Below are 20009 nucleotides of genomic sequence, written 5' to 3'. Positions count from 1 at the left end.
TCAGCAAAGGAATTCAATTTTGTCCGATCTGATCGCCGCTGTTGTGCGCTTCGTGCTGCGCATTTTTTTGCTGCTGATGGCGCTGGTTTTCATTGCCAGCCTGCTGCTCGCAGGCGCCGTGCTGCTGGCCGTGTGGGGGGTGCGCCGGCTCTGGGCGCGACTCACGGGCCGGCCCGTCAGCGCCTGGGTTTTTCACGTCGATCCGCGCGCGCAGTGGAGCCGGTTCTACCATGCGGCCGACCAGTGGCCGGCCCGCTCGCCCAGATCCGGGCGCACCGATGAGTCCTCCCGCAAGCCACAGGATATACAGGACGTGGAAGTCAAGGAGCCCAAGCCTCCCGCCGATCGCTGACGGCCTGCGACGCAACTGTGCAAAGCAATGTAAAGGCGGAATGCGCCTACAGCGGTGCGCGCCGTGCTGCGCCAGAATAATCATCTCGCCATACCTAGGAGAACTCGAGATGAAGAGTAAATCTGCAATCTTTGCCCTGGCGGCAATGTCAATGGCTTTTGCGGGTGTTGCACTGGCGCAAGGCGGTGACAACCAGCCGCCACAGCGTGCCGACCATCGGCAGGCCGGGCCGCCGCAACATCAGAACCAGAACCGTGCGAATGACCGGCGGGGCGGCCCACAAATGCGCCGTGGCGGTGCCGTCAACCTGACCAGTGGTGCGAACGCTGACGTCGGAGCGGGGCCGGACCACAATTTCCGCCGGGGCGGCCGCCTGCCCAACGAATATCGCAACCATCAGTATGTCGTGGACGACTGGCGGGAGCACCACCTGAGTGCGCCGCCGCGCGGCTACCAGTGGGTGCAAACCGGGGGCGACTACGTGCTGGTGGCAATTGCAACGGGCATCATCGCGCAGGTGCTTTTGGGCCATTGACGGGGCGCGTCGTTGCCGGTGGGACTCACTGCCCCCGCACCGACGCCGCAAAGCGGCTGGGTGAGTGCCCCATGGCCGCCTTGAACATGGCCGAGAACGCACTGTCGCTGGCGTAGCCGCTGGCGGCCGCCACCTCGCTCACGGGCGTGCCGCGCGCCAGCAGCGGCAGCGCATGGGCCAATACCGCCTGCTGGCGCCACTGCTGGTAACTGGTGCCCAGTTCCTCGCGGAACAGGCGCGCCATGGTACGTTCGCTGGCACCGATGTCGGCCGCCCAGTCGGCCAGTGTGGCGCGCTCGGCGGGCGCGCGCAGCACGGCCTCGCACAGCGCGCGCAGCCGCTTGTCGCCGGTCTGCGGGTGCGGCAACGGCACGCCCAGCGACTGGGTATCGGCACGGGTGATCTCGTCCTGCACCAGCGCGGCCAGCAGGGCCTCGCGCGGCGCCGTCATGGGCGCATCGAGCGCATGAATCAGCTCGCGCAGCAGCGGCGAGACCACGATCACGCGGCAGCCTTGCCAGCCCTGCGGTGTTGTGCTCGCGTCGAGGTACAGCGTGCGCAGTTCGGCGGCTTCGCGCACGTTGACGGCGTGCAGGGCTCCCGGCGCAATCCAGACCGCGCGCGACGGCGGCACGATGTAGGTCACCTCGTCGGCCACGGCGTCGTTCGGGCTCGCCGTCACCTGCACGATGCCAGTGGCGCAATAGGCCAGCTGGGCCCAGGGGTGTCGGTGCGGCTCGAAGTGCGTGTCCACCGGCAGGGTGCGGGCGCGCACACGCACCGGGCGCTGGACACTGGGTGTATAGGGGTCGGTGTTGCCCACCGGCGTGAAGGTGATGGAGGCGTTGCGCGGCATGGTGTTTTGGCCGGAAATCGGTGAAAGCTGTCGTTTTGTCGCATTTCCGCAGCCAAGTGTGATATTACGATGGCGCCATGAATACTTCAACCACCCTGAGCCCGCGCCCGCCGCAGGACCGCGCGCGGCTGCGCCAGGACGCGGGCTTGATTGGTCTGGTCGGACTGGGCCACATGATCAGCCATTACAGCCAGTTGCTGCTGGCGCCGCTGTTCCCGTGGCTGAAGGACGCGCTGCACGCCAGCTATGCCGAGCTCGGGTTCCTGATGACCATCTTCTTTGCGGTCTCGTGCGTGGTGCAGTTCGTCTCGGGTTTCATGGTCGACCGGTTCGGGCCGCGCCCGATCCTGTTTGGCGGCCTGGCCCTGCTCGGGCTGGCGGCGTTCGGCTTTTCCGTCAGCACCGGCTACTGGATGACAGCCGGCTTTTCCGTGCTCGCGGGTCTCGGCAACGGCGTCTTTCACCCGGTGGACTACACGCTGCTGAACCGCAAGGTCAGCGCCTCGCGGCTCGGCCATGCCTACAGCGTGCATGGCATCACCGGCAGCCTGGGCTGGGCGCTGGCGCCGGCCATGCTGGTGCCGCTGACCCTGGCCTTTTCGTGGCGCGTGGCGCTGGCCTGTGCAGGGGCACTGATTTTTACCGTGCTGGCGGTGCTGCTGTTCCATCGCGACCGGCTGGCGCTGACCGTGGCGCCGGTAGCGCGTGGCGGCGCCCAGGTGGAGGGCGGCACCATGGGTTTCCTGCGCGTGCCGGCGATCTGGATGTGCTTTGCCTTCTTTTTCTTCTACGCCATGGCGCTCAGCGTGGTGCAGGCGTTTGCCCCCGAGGCTGCACGGCACCTGCACGCGGTGCCGGTACCGCTGGTGGCCATGTGCCTCACGGTGTACATGGTGGCCAGCGCCGGCGGCATGGTGGCGGGCGGCTTCATGGTGTCCGATCCGAACCGCTGCGAGCGCATCGTGGGCATCGGTTTTGGCCTGGCCGCCGTGATGGCGCTCATCCTCGGCTACGGCGGGTTTGCCGATGCGGCCGAGGTGGCCGTACCGGCGCTGTTTGGCGCCATGGGTTTTGCCACCGGCATCGCTGGCCCGTCGCGTGACCTGCTGGTGAAACGCTCGACGCTGGAAAACTCCACCGGCCGGGTTTACGGCGTGGTGTATTCGGGGCTGGACATCGGCCAGGCCATTTCGCCGCTGATCTTCGGCGCCCTGATGGACCAGCACCAGTACCACGGCGTGTTCTTCGGGCTGGCCGTGGTGCAGGGCGTGTTGATCGTGAGCGCCTTCAATGTGCGGCGCGTGCGGCGCACCACGCTGGCGGCGGCCTGAACGCCTGCGAAGCTCAAACTGAACTCTTGTGCCGCGCGATGCAGGTGTCCAGCACCTCTTCGCCGGGCCGCTGCCACCAGTCGAGCTCGGAGAAGATTTCCGCTTCGCTGAAACCCTGGTAGCCGGCCTGCTCGACCCAGCCCCGGATTTTTTTCAATTCAACGACACCGTCGCCCATCATGCCGCGGTCATTGAGCAGGTCGCGTGTCGGCGCGAGCCAGTCGCACACGTGGTAGGCCAGCAGGCGCGAGCTCTGATGTCCCTGCGGGCCGGCGCCGGCGCGTGCGATCTGCTGCTCGAGTTTCGGGTCCCACCAGACGTGGTAGATGTCGAGCGCCACGCCCAGCATGCGGGTGCACTCGGGGTCCAGCTCATCGCACAGATCCAGCGCATGCTCCAGCGTGTTGACGCAGGCGCGCTCGGCAGCCTGCATCGGATGCAGCGGCTCGATGGCCAGCGGCATGCCGACCGCGCGCGCGTATTCGAGCGAGGCCGCAATGCCGTCATGCACCTCGCTGCGCGCGCGCGCCATGTCCTTGTACTGCGGCTTGCCGGCCAGTGCGCCGGGCAGGGCGCCGACCACCAGCACCAGGCAGGGGGCATTCAGCATCTTTGCTTCGTCGATGGCGCGGCGGTTGTCGTCGAGCGCAGCCTGGCGCCCCGGCGCATCGGCCGCCGGGAAGAAGCCGCCGCGGCAGTAGCCCGACAAGCCCATGCCGTGAGCCTTGAGCTGCTTCGCCACGGGGTCGATGCCGACGGCCGCGACCTGATCGCGCCAGGGGCTGATGGCGCGGATGCCGCGCCGGGCGCATTCGTCGATGATGCGGTCGAGCGGCCACTGCTTGCGCACGGTGGCGGTGTTGATGGACAGCCAGTAGTGGTCTTGCGAAAAATCACGCATGGTCAGTGCCCGCCCGGCCGCCCGAAGGGCACTGAGTGCCACCTCGGGGGGCAGCGATATACGAAGTGATGAGCGTGGGGGTTCATGACTAGCCCTCCACGCCGTGCAGCGCAAGCAGCGTCTTCATGCGTTGCACCGCGAGTTCGGGCTGCTCCAGCAGATTCGCCGCGTCGGCCAGGCGCAGCAGTTCGGCAAAATGCACGAGCGAGCGCGTGCTCTGCTGGCCGCCGACCATGCTGAAGTGGCTCTGGTGGCCGTTGAGCCAGGCCATGAACACGACGCCGGTCTTGTAAAAGCGCGTGGGCGCGGCAAAGATGTGGCGCGACAACGCCACCGTGGGGCCGAGAATGGCGTGAAACTTCTCGACATGGCCTTGCGCGAGTTCGCCGAGTGCGGCACTCGCGGCCGGCGCGATGGCGTCGAAGATGCCGAGCAGCGCGTCGCTTTTCCCCTGCGTTGGTGCGCTGCCGAAGCCGTCGCCGGCGATCAGTTCGGCGTAGTTGAAGTCGTCGCCCGTGTACATGCGAACGCCCCTCCCGTCAGCCCCTCCGGTAGCGGGCAGGCGCCGGCGCATGGCGATTTCCTTGTCCTTGTCGAGCAGCGAGATCTTGATGCCATCGACCTTGCCCGCGTTCGCCGCGATGATGCCCAGCGCCGTGTCCATCGCGGCGTCTACGTCCTTCGTTCCCCAGTAGCCCGAGAGCGCGGGGTCGAACATGTCGCCGAGCCAGTGCAGCACCACGGGCTGCTTCGTCTGGCGCAAGATGCGGTCGTACACGCGCTCGTAGTCGGCCGGGCTCTTCGCGACGCGCGCGAGCGCGCGGCTGGCCATGACGATCAGCTTGCCGCCGAGCGCTTCAATGGCCGCCATCTGCTCCTCGTAGCCACGGATCACGTCATCGACGCTCTTGACATCGTCGAGGCTCAGGTGGTCGGTGCCACAGCCCGAAGCGACCAGCGCGCCGGGCACGTCTTGCGCCGCATCGAGCGAGCGGCGGATCAGCTCCAGCGAGGTGGCCCAGTCCAGGCCCATGCCGCGCTGGGCCGTGTCCATGGCTTCGGCCACGCCCAGGCCGAGCGACCAGAGGTGGCGCCGGTAGGCAATGGTCGCGTCCCAGTCGACGGCGGCCTGCAGCCAGGGGTCCACGGCTGCGAGCGGGTCGGCCACGACGTGCGCGGCGGAGTAGGCGATGCGGTTGAAGACTGCGCCGGGCGCCGGCTTGACGGGCACGCTGCCGCGCAGGGTGTAGGGCGCGAGCGTGCCGTTCGCGGTGGGGAGGGAAAAGGTCAGTGCCATCGGAGGATCCGCAGAAGTTTCAAGTGAAATCGGCCCGCAGCGCCCGTATGACGGGCGCCAGCAGCTATCAAATTTGTAGTGTAGGTACGTCGACCCAGCGACGGTCGCGCCACGACTCCAGCGCCACCTCGACCAGCTGCACACCCTTGGCGCCTTCGGGCAGGGTCCATTTGTAAGGGGCGTTCTCCACCACGTGGCGGATGAAGTGTTCCCACTGGATCTTGAAGCCGTTGTCGTAGACCTGTGAGTCGGGAACTTCCTGCCACTGCTCAAAAAAGTTCATGGACTGCTTCTCGTCGGGGTTCCACACGGGGCGCGGCGTGGTCACACGCGACTGGGCGCGGCAACTGGACAGGCCGGCCACCGCCGAGCCGTGCGTGCCGTCCACATGGAAGGTCACGAGGTCGTCGCGGCGCACGCGCGTGGCCCACGACATGTTGAGCTGCGCGATCACCGGCTCGCCGTTGTGGCCGGTCAACTCCGCTGTGGCATAGGCTGCGTCGTCGGCGGTGGCGGAGTAGGGCTTGCCGGCTTCGTCCCAGCGCTGCGGAATATGCGTGGCGCCGATGCAGGAGACGGATTTCACCTCGCCGAACAGGTTGTCGAGCACGTAGCGCCAGTGGCACATCATGTCCAGGATCATGCCGCCGCCATCCTCCCTGCGGTAGTTCCAGCTCGGGCGCTGGATGGGCTGCAGGTCGCCCTCGAACACCCAGTAGCCGAACTCCAGCCGCACCGAGAGCATCCTGCCGAAGAAGCCGGCGCGGCGCAGCATGTCGAGCTTGCGCAGGCCGGGCAGGAACAGCTTGTCCTGCACTGCGCCGTGCTTGAGGCCCGAGTTCTGCGCCAGACGCGCGATCTCCACCGCCTCGTTGAGGTTGGTGGCGATCGGCTTTTCGCAGTACACGTGCTTGCCGGCACGAATGGCTTTGGCGAGCAGGGTGGGGCGCATCTGCGTGGTGCCGGCGTCGAAGAACACCGTGTCGTCGGGGTTGGCGAGCGCCTTGTCGAGGTCGGTGCCCCAGCGCGCGATGCCGTGCGCCCTGGCCAGCGCCTCGATCTTCTCGGCGTTGCGGCCGATCAGGATCGGGTCGGGCATCACCTTGTCGCCGCTGGACAGCGTCACGCCGCCCTGCGCGCGAATCGCGCAGATCGAGCGGATCAGGTGCTGGTTCATGCCCATGCGGCCGGTGACGCCGTGCATGATGAGGCCGAGTCGTTGAGTAGCCATGGTGGAGTCCTTTCTTGAATCAATACGCGGAACGCATGGCGTCCCAGGAAATGCCGGCTCCGGGTTTCGCAGTGGCGAAGCCGGGGCAGGCGAGTGAGTGGAGGTCGATCAGGCCGTCGCGAATGTGCAGACGCACCGCGCCGGCCGAGGTTTCGTAAAGCGCGGGGTGCGCGGTCTGGAACGCGAGCTGCTCTTGCGCCGGCAGCGCTGCCATGCCGTTGACATAGTGGTGGCCGTTGCGCTCCACATGCGCCAGGCCGAGCCAGCCGACCAGCGCGAGGTCCTGCTGCACGCCGACGCCTGCCTGCATCGTGAGGTCCTCGCCCGACTGGAAGTAGGTTTTGCCTTCGGCGGCGCTCCAGAGCGCGCAGCGGGCCGCGTTGAGGATGGACTTGTAGACGCCCTTGCAGCTCTTGCTGGAGATGCCGGTGTAGCCTGCGGCGCGCGCCTGCACGAAGGAGCGCAGGGTGCTGTCGGACTCGTCCACGAGCAGTGGAATACGCCGGGCCAGAGCCGACACATCGCATTGCAGCGTCTGCTCGCGCCGGATCGGCTGCTCCACGAACACCACCCTGGCGCGCAGCGGCGCCAGCGCCGGTGCGGCTTCGAACCGGTCCAGGAAGTCGGCGAAGGCCGCCGCGTCAGCGTACTGTTCGTTGCCGTCGAGCGTGACGACTTGCGCGCGCGCGCCGATGAGATTCGAAATTTCACGCAGCCGCGCCAGGTCGACCGCGGCGTTGCCGCCGAGCTTGAGCTTGAAGTGGCGGTGGCCGTAGCGCGCCACCACTTCTGCCAAGGTGCAGGGCAGGCCGTCATCGGGCGCATCAAGGGGCCGGTCGGCCTGACCAATGGCGTCGAGCAGGCCCACGGTGTGGCGCGCGGCGATCTGCGTCACGGGCGAGCGGCGCGCCAGGAAGGCGTCGATGTCGAGGCTTGCGAGGTCGCGCGTGGCGTCCAGGTCGCGCGGCGCCATGCCCGCGGCATTGGTTGCCATGGCCTGCGCGAAGCTGCATTGCAGGTGCAGGCACAGCGCGTCGAGCACGGCGCGGTCGATCAGGGCCGGGCCGTAGCTGGCCACCAGCGGATTCAGGCCGGCCTGTGCGCCGGCCGCAAGCACCGCGTCATAGTGCGCGGCAAAGTGGCCCCACGCCGTGTGCGCGACGGGCTCGGCGGTGTAGGCGCTGCGCGCGAGCTTGAGCGCCGTGCGTAGCTGCTCAAAGTTGTCTTCGTTGGACAGCGCCAGGTTCTTGTCGAACCACTTGGGCACCAGCATCTCGGCGGCGCAGCCCGGCATGGTGCTGCCGTCGGCAAACCGGATGCGCGCCTGCACGTGGACCTGCGGGCATGACGTGAGCGTGGCCACCCCGAAGCGGAACGGCAGGCGCAGCGCCACGTCGCGTTCAAAAAAGCGGATCTCGTCGATAAAAAAGCGAAGCGCTGCCATGGCCGTCATCTGCGTCCGGGTTGAAAAATCTGGTCGTGGTCTAGTGGTCGAGAATGCCTTGCGAATAAAAGTGCGCGCGCACCTTTTTCGCGTACTCGGAAAACTCGGGTGAGCCCATCATGTCCAGCGTGCGCTGGCGCGGCAGGTCGATGTCGTAGACGGCGGCAATCGAGCCCGGGCGCTCGCTCATCACGATCACGCGGTCCGACAGGAAGATCGCCTCGGGGATGCTGTGCGTGATCAGCAGCACGGTCTTCTTCGACTGGGACCAGATGCGCTGCAGCTCCAGGTTCATCTTCTCGCGCGTCATCGCGTCGAGTGCGCCGAACGGCTCGTCCATCAGCAACACGGCCGGGTCGTGCAGCAGCGCGCGGCAGATCGAGGCGCGCTGCTGCATGCCGCCCGACAGCTGCCACGGGTACTTGCCTTCGAAACCTGCGAGGCCGGTCATGGCCATGAGTTGCCTGGCTTTTTCGCGCGCCTGCTGCATGGGCATGCGGCGCATTTCCGCCTGCAGCAGGATGTTGTCGAGCACGCTGCGCCAGGCCAGCAGCACCGCACTCTGGAACACGATGCCCACATCGCGCTGCGGCCCGTTGATGGGCTTGCCGGCGAGGGTCAGCATGCCGCCCGACGTCGGCAGCAGGCCCGCCACCATTTTCAGCAGGGTGCTCTTGCCGCAACCCGAGGGACCCACGACCGAGATGAATTCGCCTTCGCGGATGGAGAAATCCAGAGGCTTGAGGGATTCGACCGGGCCGTCCTTGGTCTGGTAGACCTTGGTGACGCCGCGGGCTGCTATCAGTGTGTCGTTGGGCATGATGGGAGGGCGAACGAAGGCTGGCTGCGGATGATTCAATGTCCGTTGGCGGGAGGCAGGAAGTCGAGCGTCACGTAGTCTTCCGGCTTGCCGCGCGTGGCGGGGTCCATGCCACCGTACTGCACCAGCAGGTCGAGCGAGTCGTTGACGTTTTTCATGGCCACGCGGAACGGACGCTGCTGCGCGGTGTCCTTGGTGTGGTAGAGCGCGATGCTCTGCTTCAGGCCCACGAGCAGCGTGTCGCGCACGCCAGCCTTGGGCTTGGCCTTGAGCATGGCATCCACGGCGGCCTCGGGGTTCTTCTCGGCGGCCTCCGCGGCCCTGGTGGAGGCCAGCATGAAGCGTTTGACCAGGTCAGGGTTCTCGGTCAGCAAGTCCTTGTTGACGATGATGCCCGAGCTGATCTGGTTCACGCCGGAATCGGCGAAGCGGATGGGTGTGACGGGTTTGCCCGTGGCGTCCTGCAGCTTGATGGCCTGGTCCATCACGTAGCCCAGCAGCATGTCGGCCTGGTTGTTGATCACGGCGTTGAGCTTGGTCTGGGCGTCGCCCGAGACGATCTTCACCTGATCGGGCTGGATGTGGTTGACCTTGAGGAACAGCGGCCACATTTGCGACATCGAGTCACCGGGCGTGACGGCGATCGTCTTGCCGATGATGTCCTTGGGTGTCCTGATGTTCTTCTCGGTAAAGGCCATGACCGACATCGGGCTGACCTGGAACAGCACGCCGACGCACTTGAGCGGCGCGCCCTTGGCGGCGGCCTTGATCATGGTGGTGACGTCGATGTAGCCGAAGGTGGCCGACTTGGCCGCCACGGCCTGCGCGGTCACGGCCGAGCCGCGGCCTTCCTGGATGTCGAGGTCGATGCCTTCGTCGGCGTAGAAGCCGCGTTCCTTGCCCAGGAAGAAGGGCGCATGCTCGCTGTACAGGTACCAGTTCAGCATCAGCGTGACCTTGTCCCGGGGCTTGTTCTGGGCCTGCGCCTGGACCGGAGCCACGGCGAACGCCAGGGCGGCGGCGCCTGCGAGCAGGCTGGGGATGAGTTTTTTCACGGTTTGTCTCCTTGGATTGAAATACGGGTTGACGGAAAGAGAAATCTCAGAACACCTGGCGCTGCGAGGCGTGCCACGGGATCATCAGGCGCTCGGCCACGTCGACCACCAGGAACAGCAGCACGCCGATGGTCGAGAGCACCAGAAGTCCGGCGAACATCAGCGGCAGGTCAAAGTTGCCGTTGGCCACCTGCAGCACGTAGCCGATGCCGGAGTTGGAGCCAACGAATTCGCCGACCACCGCGCCGACCACGGCCAGCGTGACCGACACCTTCAGGCCGCTGAAGATCGCCGGCATCGCCTGCGGCAGGCTGATCTTGAAGAAGGTCTGCAGGCGGCTGGCGCCCATGGAGCGCGCCAGGTCGAGCATGTCGGGCTCGACCGACTTGAAGCCCATGACGGTCGACACCACGATCGGAAAGAAGCCCAGAAGGAAAGCACAGATCACCTTGGGGAAGATGCCGAAACCGAACCACACGACGAACAGCGGCGCGATCGCAACCTTCGGGATGCTTTGCGAGAACACCAGCAGCGGATAGACGAACGACTCCACCACACGCGAGTAGGCGATCACCATCGCGAGCGGGATCCCGATCAGGATGGACAGGCCGAAGCCGCCCACCGTGGCCAGCGTGGTCTTGTAGCTTTCCTGGAGCAGGTAGCTCCACTGGGCGATGAGTTGCTGCACCACCTGCTCGGGCTGCGGGATCAGGTAGGCCGGGATCTTGAACAGGCGGATCGCCAGGTCCCACAACACCAGCAGGATGAGGATCAGGGCAAAGGGCCTCAGGGCCGGTGACAGCAGGAGTCTGCGCAGCATCAATGGGTCTCCAAACGGTTCATGTGATTGACCATCGTATGTAACTAATCGGTGAATTATTTGGTTCGAACAAATCGGATGTCAACAGGGCCTAGGGTAAATACGGGGCTTCCGCCAGGCCCGGTACGCGACTAGCGCAGGGCGTAGCCGAGCACCAGCTCGGTCATGTGCGAGAGCCGCTGCGCGAGCGCCTTGGGCGCGCGCAGATCGCGCCCGAAGATGGCGGACAGCGTGTGGTTGTTCGACAGGTAGAAGTAGCACAGCGACGCGATCGAGATGTAGAGCTGGACCGGGTCGATGCCGGCGCGGAACAGGCCGTCGCGGCGTCCGCGCTCGAGCACGGCGTCGAGCAGCTGCACCAGCGGGGAATTCATTTCCTGAATGCGCGACGAGCGTTTCAGGTGTTCCGCGCGCTGCAGGTTTTCGCTGCTGAGCAGGCTGATGAACTCGGGGTGGTCGAGGTGGTAGTGCCAGGTAAAGGAGACCAGCTGGCGGATCGCCTCCACCGGATCGATTTCGGTGAGGTGCAGCTTCTGTTCGGCCGCGCGGATGTCGGCGTAGGTGCCTTCGAGCACGGCCAGGAACAGGTCGTCCTTGTTGCCGAAATAGTAGTAGATCAGCCGCTTGTTCATGTCGGCCCGCTCGGCGATCCGGTCGATCCGCCCGCCCGCGAAACCGTGCTCGGAAAACTCCTCGCGCGCGGCGGCCAGAATGGCGAGTTGCGAGCGGTCGGCGTCGCGCGAGCGCGGCAATACGGGGGAGGGGGTTTTAGGGGGCGTCATGCCTCCAGATTTAACCATACGGTGAATTAGATTGGCAATACGAAGTTTCCAGAACTTCCGGCATTGGTGCCGTGACGGCCAGCAGGGATAATCAAAACAGCATCGTTTCACCAACCATTTCCACGAGTTAAGCATGACCCAACAACTGGCCGGACACCTGCTGGTCGAGTGCCTGATCGCGCAGGGCACCGAATTCGCCTTTGGCGTGCCGGGCGAGAGCTATCTCGCCGTGCTCGACGGATTTCATGCCAGGCAGGATCGCATCCAATTCGTGATCTGCCGCCAGGAGGGCGGCGCCGCCTTCATGGCCGAAGCGCAAGGCAAGCTGACCGGCCGCCCGGGCATTTGTTTTGTGACGCGCGGACCGGGGGCCACCAACGCCTCCATCGGCGTGCACGCCGCGTTCCAGGACTCCACGCCGATGGTGCTGCTGGTCGGCGATGTGGCGGCCGGGGCGCGCGACCGCGAGGCGTTCCAGGAGGTCAACTACTTCAGCTTCTTCGGCCCGCTGGCGAAACGGGTGGAGCGCATCGACGACGCGCGGCGCATTCCCGAATACGTGGCGCGCGCCTTTGCCACCGCCATGAACGGCCGCCCGGGCCCCGTGGTGCTCGTGCTGCCCGAAGACATGCTGACCCAGACCGTGGACGCCGCGCCGCTCCCGCGCGTCGAGCCGGTTCAGACCTTTGTCGGCCCCGGGCCCTTGCAGCGAATGCGCGAGCTGCTATTGAAAGCAGAGCGGCCGCTGATCATTGCGGGCGGCAGCGGCTGGACACCGCCGTCGGCGCAGGCGCTGCAGCGCTTTGCCGAGCGCTGGCAGTTGCCGGTGGCCAATGCTTTTCGCTTTCAGGACACCTTCGACAACCACCACGCGCTTTACGCGGGCGACGTGGGCCTGGGCATCAACCCGCAACTCGCGGCGCGCGTGAAGGGCAGTGACTTGATCCTCGCGATCGGGCCGCGATTGGGCGAGGCCACCACCGCCGGCTACGCGCTGATCGAAGCACCGCTGCCGAAGCAAAAGCTGGTGCACATCCACGCCAGCGCCGAGGAGCTGGGCCGCGTGTACCAGGCTGACCTGGCCATCAACGCCACCATGAACGCGGCCGCACTCAGCCTGGACGGCCTGGCCGCGCCCGCCGCAACGCCGTGGCAAGCCTGGACGCAGGCCTGCCACGCCGATTACCTGGCCAACCTCGAACCGCAGCCGCTGCCGGGCGACATCGACATGCCCGCCATCGTCGGCCTGCTGCAGCAGCACTTGCCGCCGGACGCGGTGCTGACCAACGGCGCCGGTAACTTTGCCAGCTGGGTGCACCGCTTCTTCAGGCACTATGGGCTGGCCAGCGGCCTCAAGACCCAGCTGGCGCCCACGCTGGGCGCCATGGGCTACGGCGTGCCGGCCGGCATTGCCGCGGCCATCACCACCGGGCGGGTGGTGCTCACCATGGCCGGCGACGGCGACTTCCTGATGAACGGCCAGGAGCTGGCCACGGCCGTGCAGCACGGCGCCAAAACCATCATCGTGCTGCTCAACAACGGCATGTACGGCACCATCCGCATGCACCAGGAAAAAGAATACCCGCGGCACGTGAGCGGCTCGCAGCTGCACAATCCCGACTTCGCCGCACTGGCGCGGGCCTATGGCTACTTTGGTGTGCGCATCACGCGCACGGCGCAGTTCGAGGCCGAGTTGCTGGCCGCGCTGGCGCGCCGGGAGGGCACGCTGATCGAGGTCATGCTGGACCCGGAAGTGATTACCACGCGCGCCACCCTGAGCAGCATCACCCGTGCGTCGCTACAAAAATAATAGCTTCAGGTGCTTATCTGGTAAGGGCTGCAGACGGTAATTCCTGGGCATTGTCGGGCTCGTCGTAAATCTGGCCGTTTGGCACCAGCGCCGAGTGTTCCCGTTTGGAATTGACGAGCGGGTAGAACATCTCGGTAAACCAGCGCTCCTTGCCGAACAGCTCGTCGTCCCGCAGGCCCACCTGCGCCGGGTATTGGCGCGTGATGTGCGCCGTGCCAAACAGCATGTCCCAGACGAACAGCAGGTTGCCGAAGTTGCCCTTGTAGTGGCCGATGCCGTCGTGATTCGTGATGGCGTGATGCGCCCAGTGCGTCGCCGGCGTCGAGACGGTGCGCTCGACCAGCCACATCAGCGGACTCAATGCCTTGATTTTGTACAGCGGCCGGTCCCACGGCACGGCGCTGTGGGCGCCGACAATCACCGTCAGCTTCAAAATTATGTACACCATGTAGACGTTGGCGAAGCCCAGGTAAATCAGCACGCCCGACACCCACAGCCCCGGCATCATCGCGTAGTAGAAGAAGTTGTTGCGGTAGGTGATGCGCATGCTCATGTAATGCGCCGAATGGTGCGCCCGGTGCAGCGGCCACAGGAGCGGCGTGTGCGAGACGCGGTGCCACCAGTACTGGGTCAGGTCGTCCGCCACCAGCAGGATGCCGGCCATGCCCCACCATGGCAGATAGGCCAGCGCGTTCTGCTCACCGGGAAACCACCGGTGCGCCAAGGCGCCCGTGACGGCAAAAATCAGCGGCTGCAGGATCGCCACCAGGCTGAGGAGCATGAACAGTTCGAGCTTGCCGTCATCCGCGGTAGCGCGGTACTTCTTGTGGATCTCACTCAGGAATTCGATGCCGGCGAAGCCGAGCATGATGGCGGCCAGGATCAGGTTTTGCAGGACATTCACGGTGCTTGTCTCCTTGTAGGAAGCCCGATTGTGAAAGCGGCTGCGGTATCCGTCCAATGCATTTGGATTGAAAAATCAATGCAGTCGGCGCATGATTGAGCGAACCCGGTGGAGCGGCCTGTGGACTTGAAAAGACTCAAACACCTGGTGGCCCTGGCCGACACGCGCAACTTCGGCCGCGCGGCCGCCCAATGCCATTTGAGCCAGCCGGCGTTCAGCCGGAGCGTGCAGGCGGCCGAGGACGAAATGGGCTTGAAGCTGTTCGACCGCGGCACCCTCGAAGTGACCTGCACCGACGCCGGCGCGTTTGTCGTCGAGCGCGCGCGCAAGCTGCTGTTCGACAGCCGCTGCCTGGAGCGCGACCTGAGCCTGTACCGCGAGCGCCTGATTGGCGACGTCGCCTTTGGCGTCGGGCCCTATCCGGCGGCCACCCTGCTGCCGCAGCTGCTCACCGAACTGCGCACCCGTTTTGCGGGCGTCAACACCCGGGTCGAAGTGAACAACGCGAAGTACCTGGCAGAGCATTTGCGCGCCGAGGAACTGGACTTCTATGTGGCCGACGTGCGCAACATTCAGGCCGCGGCCGATTTTTCCGTGACCTGCATCAGCCGGCAATCGGCCGGCTTTTATGTGCGCCGCGGGCATCCCCTGGCGGCGCTTCGCCGCCTCAAGGTGGCGGCGCTGTTGCCCTATGGGCTGGCCAGCGTGCGCGCGCCCGAGGAGGTGCGCGAAAGTTTCGGGCGCTTGATGGGCCTGGCAGAGGGCGTGCGCTTGCCGCTGGCGGTGGAGTGCGACGATTTGACGCTGCTCAAATCGGTGGCCATGAGCACCGACACGGTGCTCGCGTGCCCCGACGCGGGCGCGCGAGCGGAGGTCGCGAGCGGCCAGTTGGTGCGCCTTGCCGTGAGCGGCCTGGCGCCGATATTTTCTGAAATGGGCGTCGTCTCGCTCAAGGGGCGCAGCCACTCACCGATGGCCGCGTTCGCGGTGGATTTCCTCGCCAGGCTAGGCGCCCAACTGACTGACGCCGCCGCCGTAAGGGCGCTGGCCCATCGATAACCGCAATGCAAAAGGCCGGCTTGCGCCGGCCTTTTTTGTAGCAATCATCCACTGCTGGATTGGCGTGCTTACTTGAGGTGCTTGCCGATCAGGCCGGCCATCTCGAACATCGACACCTGTGCCTTGCCGAAGATTTCCTTCAGCTTCGCGTCGGCGTTGATCATGCGCTTGTTGACCGCATCCTGCAGCTTGTTCTTCTTGATGTAGACCCACAGCTTGCTCACCACCTCGGTGCGGGGCAGGGGCAGTGCACCGACCACGGCGGCCAGCGCGGCGCTGGGGGTCAGGGCCTTCATGAACGCAGGGTTGGGCGTGCGCTTTTTGGCGGGCGCTTTTTTTGCTGCAACCTTCTTGGCCGGGGCTGCCTTCTTGGCGGGTGCCTTGGCGGCTACTTTCTTCGCCGGCGCTGCTTTTTTCGCAGGCGCCGCTTTCTTGGCCGGAGCGGCCTTCTTTGCCGGCGCTTTTTTAGCCGGCGCTTTTTTCGCAGTTGCCATGATTGATTGTCCTTCTTGAAGTTGATTAATCACCAGCGAAAAACTGCTTCTCCACTGGCAAATCGGATGCTACTGGAGAAAAAGCCAGTTTCATAGGGAAAAAGCTGTTTTTCCCCTAGGGCGTGTTGTTTTTTCATTGCAGGTTTTCAGGCGGTTTCTCCTCTGTGGCGCGCGAAATTTCGTATCCTTGCCAAAGTGGACTGCTCCAGCGCACTGGATGCACCGCCAAAATTCGCTCCATTCAACGCTCAAAAAGGCCCGTCAAAATGACCTCTTCCCCAGCCACCTGTGATCTGTGCGATGCCCACAAGGGCGATGCGTCAGGCAATTTCCGGGTGCTGCCGCCCGTGTTTCGCGACTTCGGTGCGGTGCGCAGGTTCAGCGGCCCGGCGATCACCATCAAATGCTTCGAAGACAACTCGCTGGTCAAGGCAGCGGTCGATTCCGCGGGCGACGGCCGGGTGCTGGTGGTCGACGGCGGGGGCTCGCTGCGCCGCGCGCTGCTGGGCGGCAACCTGGGCGCCGCCGCGGCCAAAAACGGCTGGGCCGGCGTGGTGATCGATGGCTGCGTGCGCGACGTGATGGAGCTCGCGGCGCATCAGATCGGCATCCGGGCGCTCGCCGCCATCCCGCTGCCGACCGAAAAGCGCAATGAGGGCCAGCGCGATGTGGTGGTGCAGCTCCAGGGCGTCTGGGTGCGGCCCGGCGACTGGCTCTATGCCGACGAAGACGGCATCGTGGTCAGCGCCACTGCGCTTGCCTGAGCTGCCCCCACGCTTGTCGCTGCGCGTACTACGCTGCCCCCCGAGGGGGCTGAACTTGCTCGGGGCGGCCCTTCGCTGCGTTCGCCGCTTTGATTTGCTGCCGTGTGGGCAGCGTCGCCAGCACCACGCCGACCAGTGCTATCGCGAAGGCCAGCAGTTGCACGCGGCTCAGGCTCTCGCCCAGCACCAGCACGCCGACCAGTGCGGCCGAGATCGGCAGCATCACGGTGAAGACACCGCCCAGCGCGGCGGGCACGCCGTTGAGGCCGGTCATCCACAGCCAGACGGTGCACACGCTGGCCGCCAGCGCGTAGAACACCAGCAGCAGCCAGATGCCTGCGTGGACCGCGCCGAAGTCGAAGTGCAGGGCCTGGTACAGGCCTATCGGCGTCATCAGCGCAAAGCCCCACAGGTTGATGAGCGAGGTGATGCGCTTGGGGCCCAGCGCGCCGGTGAGCTTCTTGCCGATCACCGCGTAGGCGGCTTCGCACAACACGGCGCCGACGATCAGCAGGTTGCCGAGCCACGCCTTGCTGTCAGTCAAATGAGCCTGCAGCCCTTGCGTGGCGGGCGCAAGATGCTCCTGTTTCGATAGTGCGAGCAAACCGATGCCGAGCGCGGCGCAGGCTACGGCCGCCCAGATGCGCGCTCCGATGTGCTCGCGCAGGAAGGCCCAGCTCATCAGCGCAACGGCCGCCGGAATCGACGCCATGATGACGCCGGCCGACACGGCGCTGGTCATGCTCACGCCGTACAGCATGCAGATAGTGAACATGAAGTTGCCCAGGAACGATTCCAGGAAAAGCAGCCCGCGGGTCTGCGCCGTGAACGGCGGCTCGTCCGGTGGTTTCCTGAGCCAGTGCGGCATGGCCAGGGCGCCGATGCCAAAGCGCAGCCAGCCCAGCAGGAATACCGGCAGGGCGGCGACCAGCGGCTTGGACAGGGCGACATAGCTCCCCACCAGCGACATGCTCAGCGCGAGGCAGCCGTAGGCGAGGACACGGTGGGGCGGACGATGGGCGGGGCGCAAGGGCTTGGAACTTCAAATAACGCAGACGCTTGCCATCATGCCCGAGTGCGCGCTGCCCGCGCCGTGGCCAGTGTGCATCGCCGGCGAGCGACTGGTGTGGATCAAACAGCATCAGGCCGCGGGCTTTAGCCGCAGATCGTTTTTCATATATCGCAAATTCCATTTCACAATGCAAATTATGAAATTGCTGCGTTGCAAAATAATTTCTCAATATGAGAATTCGATTTTTGTATTGTGGATTTGTGATTACAAGTTATTGATTTAATTGTAAATAATTTTATGTCTTCTATAAGACATAAGAGTGAATTTAGTCTTGTACAAGACTTAGAATCGGTGCACCGACATCGCTATGCCCCGGCACCGATGGCGCCACTTTTTCAATCAACCAACGGAGAGATCCATGCCGCAATCCCTGACCGAACAACTGAGCCGCGAACAACAAGCCGCCGCCCTCGAAAAAGACTGGGCCACCAATCCGCGCTGGAAAGGCATCAAGCGCGGCTACAGCGCCGCCGAGGTCGTGCGTTTGCGTGGCTCGTTCCCGATCGAGCACACGCTGGCCCGCCGCGGTGCCGAAAAGCTGTGGGATCTGGTGAACACCGAGGCCTACGTCAACTGCCTGGGCGCGCTCACCGGCGGCCAGGCGATGCAGCAGGTCAAGGCCGGCATCAAGGCCATCTACCTGTCGGGCTGGCAAGTCGCCGCCGACAATAACTCCTACGCCGCCATGTACCCCGATCAGTCGCTGTACCCGGTGGACTCGGTGCCGACCGTGGTCGAGCGCATCAACAACACCTTCCGCCGCGCCGACGAGATCCAGCACGCCAAGGGCATCGATGCGGGCGACAAGGGCTATATCGACAACTTCGCGCCCATCGTGGCCGATGCCGAAGCCGGTTTCGGCGGCGTGCTGAACGCCTTCGAGCTGATGAAGGCGATGATCAAGGCCGGTGCCGCCGGCGTGCACTTCGAAGACCAGCTCGCCTCGGTGAAAAAATGCGGCCACATGGGCGGCAAGGTGCTGGTGCCGACCAACGAAGCGGTGCAAAAACTCATCGCCGCGCGCATGGCGGCCGACGTGAGCGGCGTGCCGACCCTGGTGATCGCCCGCACCGACGCCGAAGCGGCCGACCTGCTGACCAGCGACTACGACGAGAACGACAAGCCGTTCCTCACTGGCGAGCGCACGGCCGAAGGTTTTTACAAGACCAAAAAGGGCATCGACCAGGCCATCTCGCGCGCCATTGCTTACGCCCACTATGCCGACCTGGTGTGGTGCGAAACCGGCACGCCCGACCTGGCCTTTGCCAAGAAGTTTGCCGACGCCGTGCACAAGGTGCACCCCGGCAAGATGCTGGCCTACAACTGCTCGCCGTCGTTCAACTGGAAGAAAAACCTGGACGACGCGACCATCGCCAGGTTCCAGAAAGAGCTCGGCGCGATGGGCTACAAGTACCAGTTCATCACGCTCGCGGGCATTCACAACATGTGGTACAACATGTTCGATCTGGCTCAGGACTACGTGGCGCGCGGCATGACGGCCTATATCGAGAAAGTGCAGGAGCCCGAGTTCGCAGCGCGCGAACGCGGCTACACCTTCGTGTCACACCAGCAGGAAGTCGGCACCGGTTATTTCGACGACGTGACCACCACCATCCAGGGCGGCAAATCCAATGTGACGGCGCTGACCGGCTCCACCGAGGAAGAGCAGTTCCACTGAGCGTCTTTGGCGCACCGCCCGCCGATTCGTCGGCGGGCTCATCAAGCCCGGTGTCGCAAGGTACCGGGCTTTTTGCGCACCCGCTTACTCGGCCGAATTGGCTTGGCCGGCCAGGGCGACCTGATCGGGCGGGGCGACCTGTTGCACCGCGACCTCGCCCACGCCGCGCTTGAGCAGCCCGAGCTGAACGGCAGCAGCCCGGCTCAGGTCGATGACGCGGTGCGCCGCGTGCGGGCCGCGGTCGGTGATGCGCACCACCACACTCTTGCCGCTGCTCAGCAGCGTTACACGGGCGTAGCTGCCCAGCGGGAGTTTGGGGTGGGCCGCGGTCAGCGCATGCATGTCGAAGCGTTCGCCCGAAGCGGTGCGCCGGCCGTGGAAGCCGGAACCATACCAACTCGCCAGGCCACGCTGCGCCGTCGGGGTCATAACGGGCGCCGCTGGTACGTCGGCCATTGCGGCGGCATCGGACCTGTCGTTGCCCGCGGTGAGTGGCGTTGCGGCCAGTGCCCGCGCCGGCTGAGTCGTTGAGGGCGAGAGCGCTGCCACGTCGGGCCTCGGCGGTGCGCTGCTGCAGCCGGCCAGGGCCAGCGTCAGCACCGCAAGAACGGGGATGGCGGATTTACGCATAGCGGGCGATACTAACAGCCGTCCACAGCCCCCTGCCTGACAACAGGTTAAAATTGCAACTGAATAAACAGGCGAGCAGCCAACCCGACAAGAGCGAGAAAGGCACCCCGGTTATGACACCGCGAACTACACCGACGAGGTTTACAGGCCAAAAAGGTCGCTAGTCCGCGCGCC

At 65.2% G+C, this 20009-nt stretch carries 20 protein-coding genes; 7 read left to right on the top strand and 13 right to left on the bottom strand.

Annotated elements, in window-relative coordinates:
* Positions 1–19 precede the first annotated feature (19 nt).
* Both B0E49_RS11085 and B0E49_RS11080 read left to right on the top strand, forming a co-directional pair.
* Positions 20–352, top strand: coding sequence for a hypothetical protein (locus B0E49_RS11085; RefSeq protein WP_077562267.1), 333 nt, complete (start codon positions 20–22; stop codon positions 350–352).
* Positions 353–461: 109 nt separating this feature from the next.
* Positions 462–887, top strand: a complete 426-nt coding sequence (locus tag B0E49_RS11080; RefSeq protein ID WP_077562266.1) for an RcnB family protein — start codon at positions 462–464, stop codon at positions 885–887.
* A gap of 25 nt (positions 888–912) precedes the next feature.
* Here B0E49_RS11080 and B0E49_RS11075 read toward each other — a convergent pair whose 3' ends face one another.
* Positions 913–1743 (bottom strand): AraC family transcriptional regulator, encoded by an 831-nt coding sequence (locus tag B0E49_RS11075; RefSeq protein ID WP_077562265.1) that lies wholly within the window; start codon positions 1741–1743, stop codon positions 913–915.
* Positions 1744–1820: 77 nt separating this feature from the next.
* Here B0E49_RS11075 and B0E49_RS11070 point away from each other — a divergent pair, with 77 nt between their 5' ends.
* Entirely contained in the window at positions 1821–3074 is a 1254-nt protein-coding gene (locus B0E49_RS11070; protein WP_077562264.1) for an MFS transporter, read from the top strand.
* Between the two features lie 13 nt (positions 3075–3087).
* Here the strand turns inward: B0E49_RS11070 and B0E49_RS11065 are convergent, their stop codons facing one another.
* From B0E49_RS11065 to B0E49_RS11030, 8 genes are all read right to left on the bottom strand, one after another.
* Entirely contained in the window at positions 3088–3975 is an 888-nt protein-coding gene (locus tag B0E49_RS11065) for a sugar phosphate isomerase/epimerase family protein (protein WP_077562263.1), read from the bottom strand.
* 88 nt (positions 3976–4063) lie between these two features.
* Positions 4064–5272: a dihydrodipicolinate synthase family protein gene (locus B0E49_RS11060; RefSeq protein WP_077562262.1), complete on the bottom strand. Its 1209-nt coding sequence runs from the start codon at positions 5270–5272 to the stop codon at positions 4064–4066.
* A 67-nt stretch (positions 5273–5339) separates the two neighbouring features.
* Complete coding sequence (locus B0E49_RS11055) at positions 5340–6503, bottom strand: Gfo/Idh/MocA family protein (protein WP_077562261.1); 1164 nt, start codon at positions 6501–6503, stop codon at positions 5340–5342.
* A gap of 19 nt (positions 6504–6522) precedes the next feature.
* Entirely contained in the window at positions 6523–7947 is a 1425-nt protein-coding gene (locus B0E49_RS11050) for an enolase C-terminal domain-like protein (protein ID WP_077562467.1), read from the bottom strand.
* A gap of 40 nt (positions 7948–7987) precedes the next feature.
* Positions 7988–8767 carry an ABC transporter ATP-binding protein gene (locus B0E49_RS11045; RefSeq protein ID WP_077562260.1) on the bottom strand — a complete coding sequence of 260 codons (780 nt, stop codon included), beginning with the start codon at positions 8765–8767 and terminating at the stop codon, positions 7988–7990.
* A gap of 35 nt (positions 8768–8802) precedes the next feature.
* The gene (locus B0E49_RS11040; protein WP_077562259.1) at positions 8803–9822 is read right to left on the bottom strand and encodes an ABC transporter substrate-binding protein; all 1020 of its coding nucleotides are present in this window, start codon (positions 9820–9822) and stop codon (positions 8803–8805) included.
* A 46-nt stretch (positions 9823–9868) separates the two neighbouring features.
* Entirely contained in the window at positions 9869–10642 is a 774-nt protein-coding gene (locus B0E49_RS11035) for an ABC transporter permease (protein WP_077562258.1), read from the bottom strand.
* A 131-nt stretch (positions 10643–10773) separates the two neighbouring features.
* The gene (locus B0E49_RS11030; protein WP_077562257.1) at positions 10774–11424 is read right to left on the bottom strand and encodes a TetR/AcrR family transcriptional regulator; all 651 of its coding nucleotides are present in this window, start codon (positions 11422–11424) and stop codon (positions 10774–10776) included.
* Between the two features lie 133 nt (positions 11425–11557).
* Between B0E49_RS11030 and B0E49_RS11025 the strand changes: the two genes are divergently transcribed.
* Complete coding sequence (locus B0E49_RS11025) at positions 11558–13234, top strand: thiamine pyrophosphate-binding protein (protein WP_077562256.1); 1677 nt, start codon at positions 11558–11560, stop codon at positions 13232–13234.
* A 13-nt stretch (positions 13235–13247) separates the two neighbouring features.
* Here the strand turns inward: B0E49_RS11025 and B0E49_RS11020 are convergent, their stop codons facing one another.
* Positions 13248–14102 (bottom strand): sterol desaturase family protein, encoded by an 855-nt coding sequence (locus B0E49_RS11020; RefSeq protein ID WP_077562466.1) that lies wholly within the window; start codon positions 14100–14102, stop codon positions 13248–13250.
* Positions 14103–14258: 156 nt separating this feature from the next.
* On the opposite strand from B0E49_RS11020, the gene B0E49_RS11015 reads away from it, so the two are divergent.
* Entirely contained in the window at positions 14259–15197 is a 939-nt protein-coding gene (locus tag B0E49_RS11015) for a LysR family transcriptional regulator (RefSeq protein ID WP_077562255.1), read from the top strand.
* 68 nt (positions 15198–15265) lie between these two features.
* Here the strand turns inward: B0E49_RS11015 and B0E49_RS11010 are convergent, their stop codons facing one another.
* Entirely contained in the window at positions 15266–15691 is a 426-nt protein-coding gene (locus tag B0E49_RS11010; RefSeq protein WP_077562254.1) for an SWIB/MDM2 domain-containing protein, read from the bottom strand.
* Between the two features lie 266 nt (positions 15692–15957).
* Between B0E49_RS11010 and rraA the strand changes: the two genes are divergently transcribed.
* Entirely contained in the window at positions 15958–16455 is a 498-nt protein-coding gene (rraA, locus tag B0E49_RS11005) for a ribonuclease E activity regulator RraA (RefSeq protein WP_077562253.1), read from the top strand.
* Between the two features lie 28 nt (positions 16456–16483).
* Here the strand turns inward: rraA and B0E49_RS11000 are convergent, their stop codons facing one another.
* Complete coding sequence (locus tag B0E49_RS11000; RefSeq protein WP_502688705.1) at positions 16484–17485, bottom strand: DMT family transporter; 1002 nt, start codon at positions 17483–17485, stop codon at positions 16484–16486.
* 400 nt (positions 17486–17885) lie between these two features.
* On the opposite strand from B0E49_RS11000, the gene aceA reads away from it, so the two are divergent.
* Positions 17886–19205, top strand: a complete 1320-nt coding sequence (gene aceA / locus B0E49_RS10990) for an isocitrate lyase (RefSeq protein WP_077562251.1) — start codon at positions 17886–17888, stop codon at positions 19203–19205.
* Positions 19206–19289: 84 nt separating this feature from the next.
* Here the strand turns inward: aceA and B0E49_RS10985 are convergent, their stop codons facing one another.
* Positions 19290–19835: a septal ring lytic transglycosylase RlpA family protein gene (locus B0E49_RS10985; RefSeq protein ID WP_077562250.1), complete on the bottom strand. Its 546-nt coding sequence runs from the start codon at positions 19833–19835 to the stop codon at positions 19290–19292.
* Between the last annotated feature and the right edge of the window lie 174 nt (positions 19836–20009).

Source organism: Polaromonas sp. C04, from assembly GCF_002002705.1.
In the GTDB taxonomy this organism is placed as follows: Bacteria; Pseudomonadota; Gammaproteobacteria; order Burkholderiales; family Burkholderiaceae_C; genus Rhodoferax_A.
Note: the sequence above shows the minus strand (reverse complement) of the source record. Positions and strands in the feature narration are given on the sequence as shown.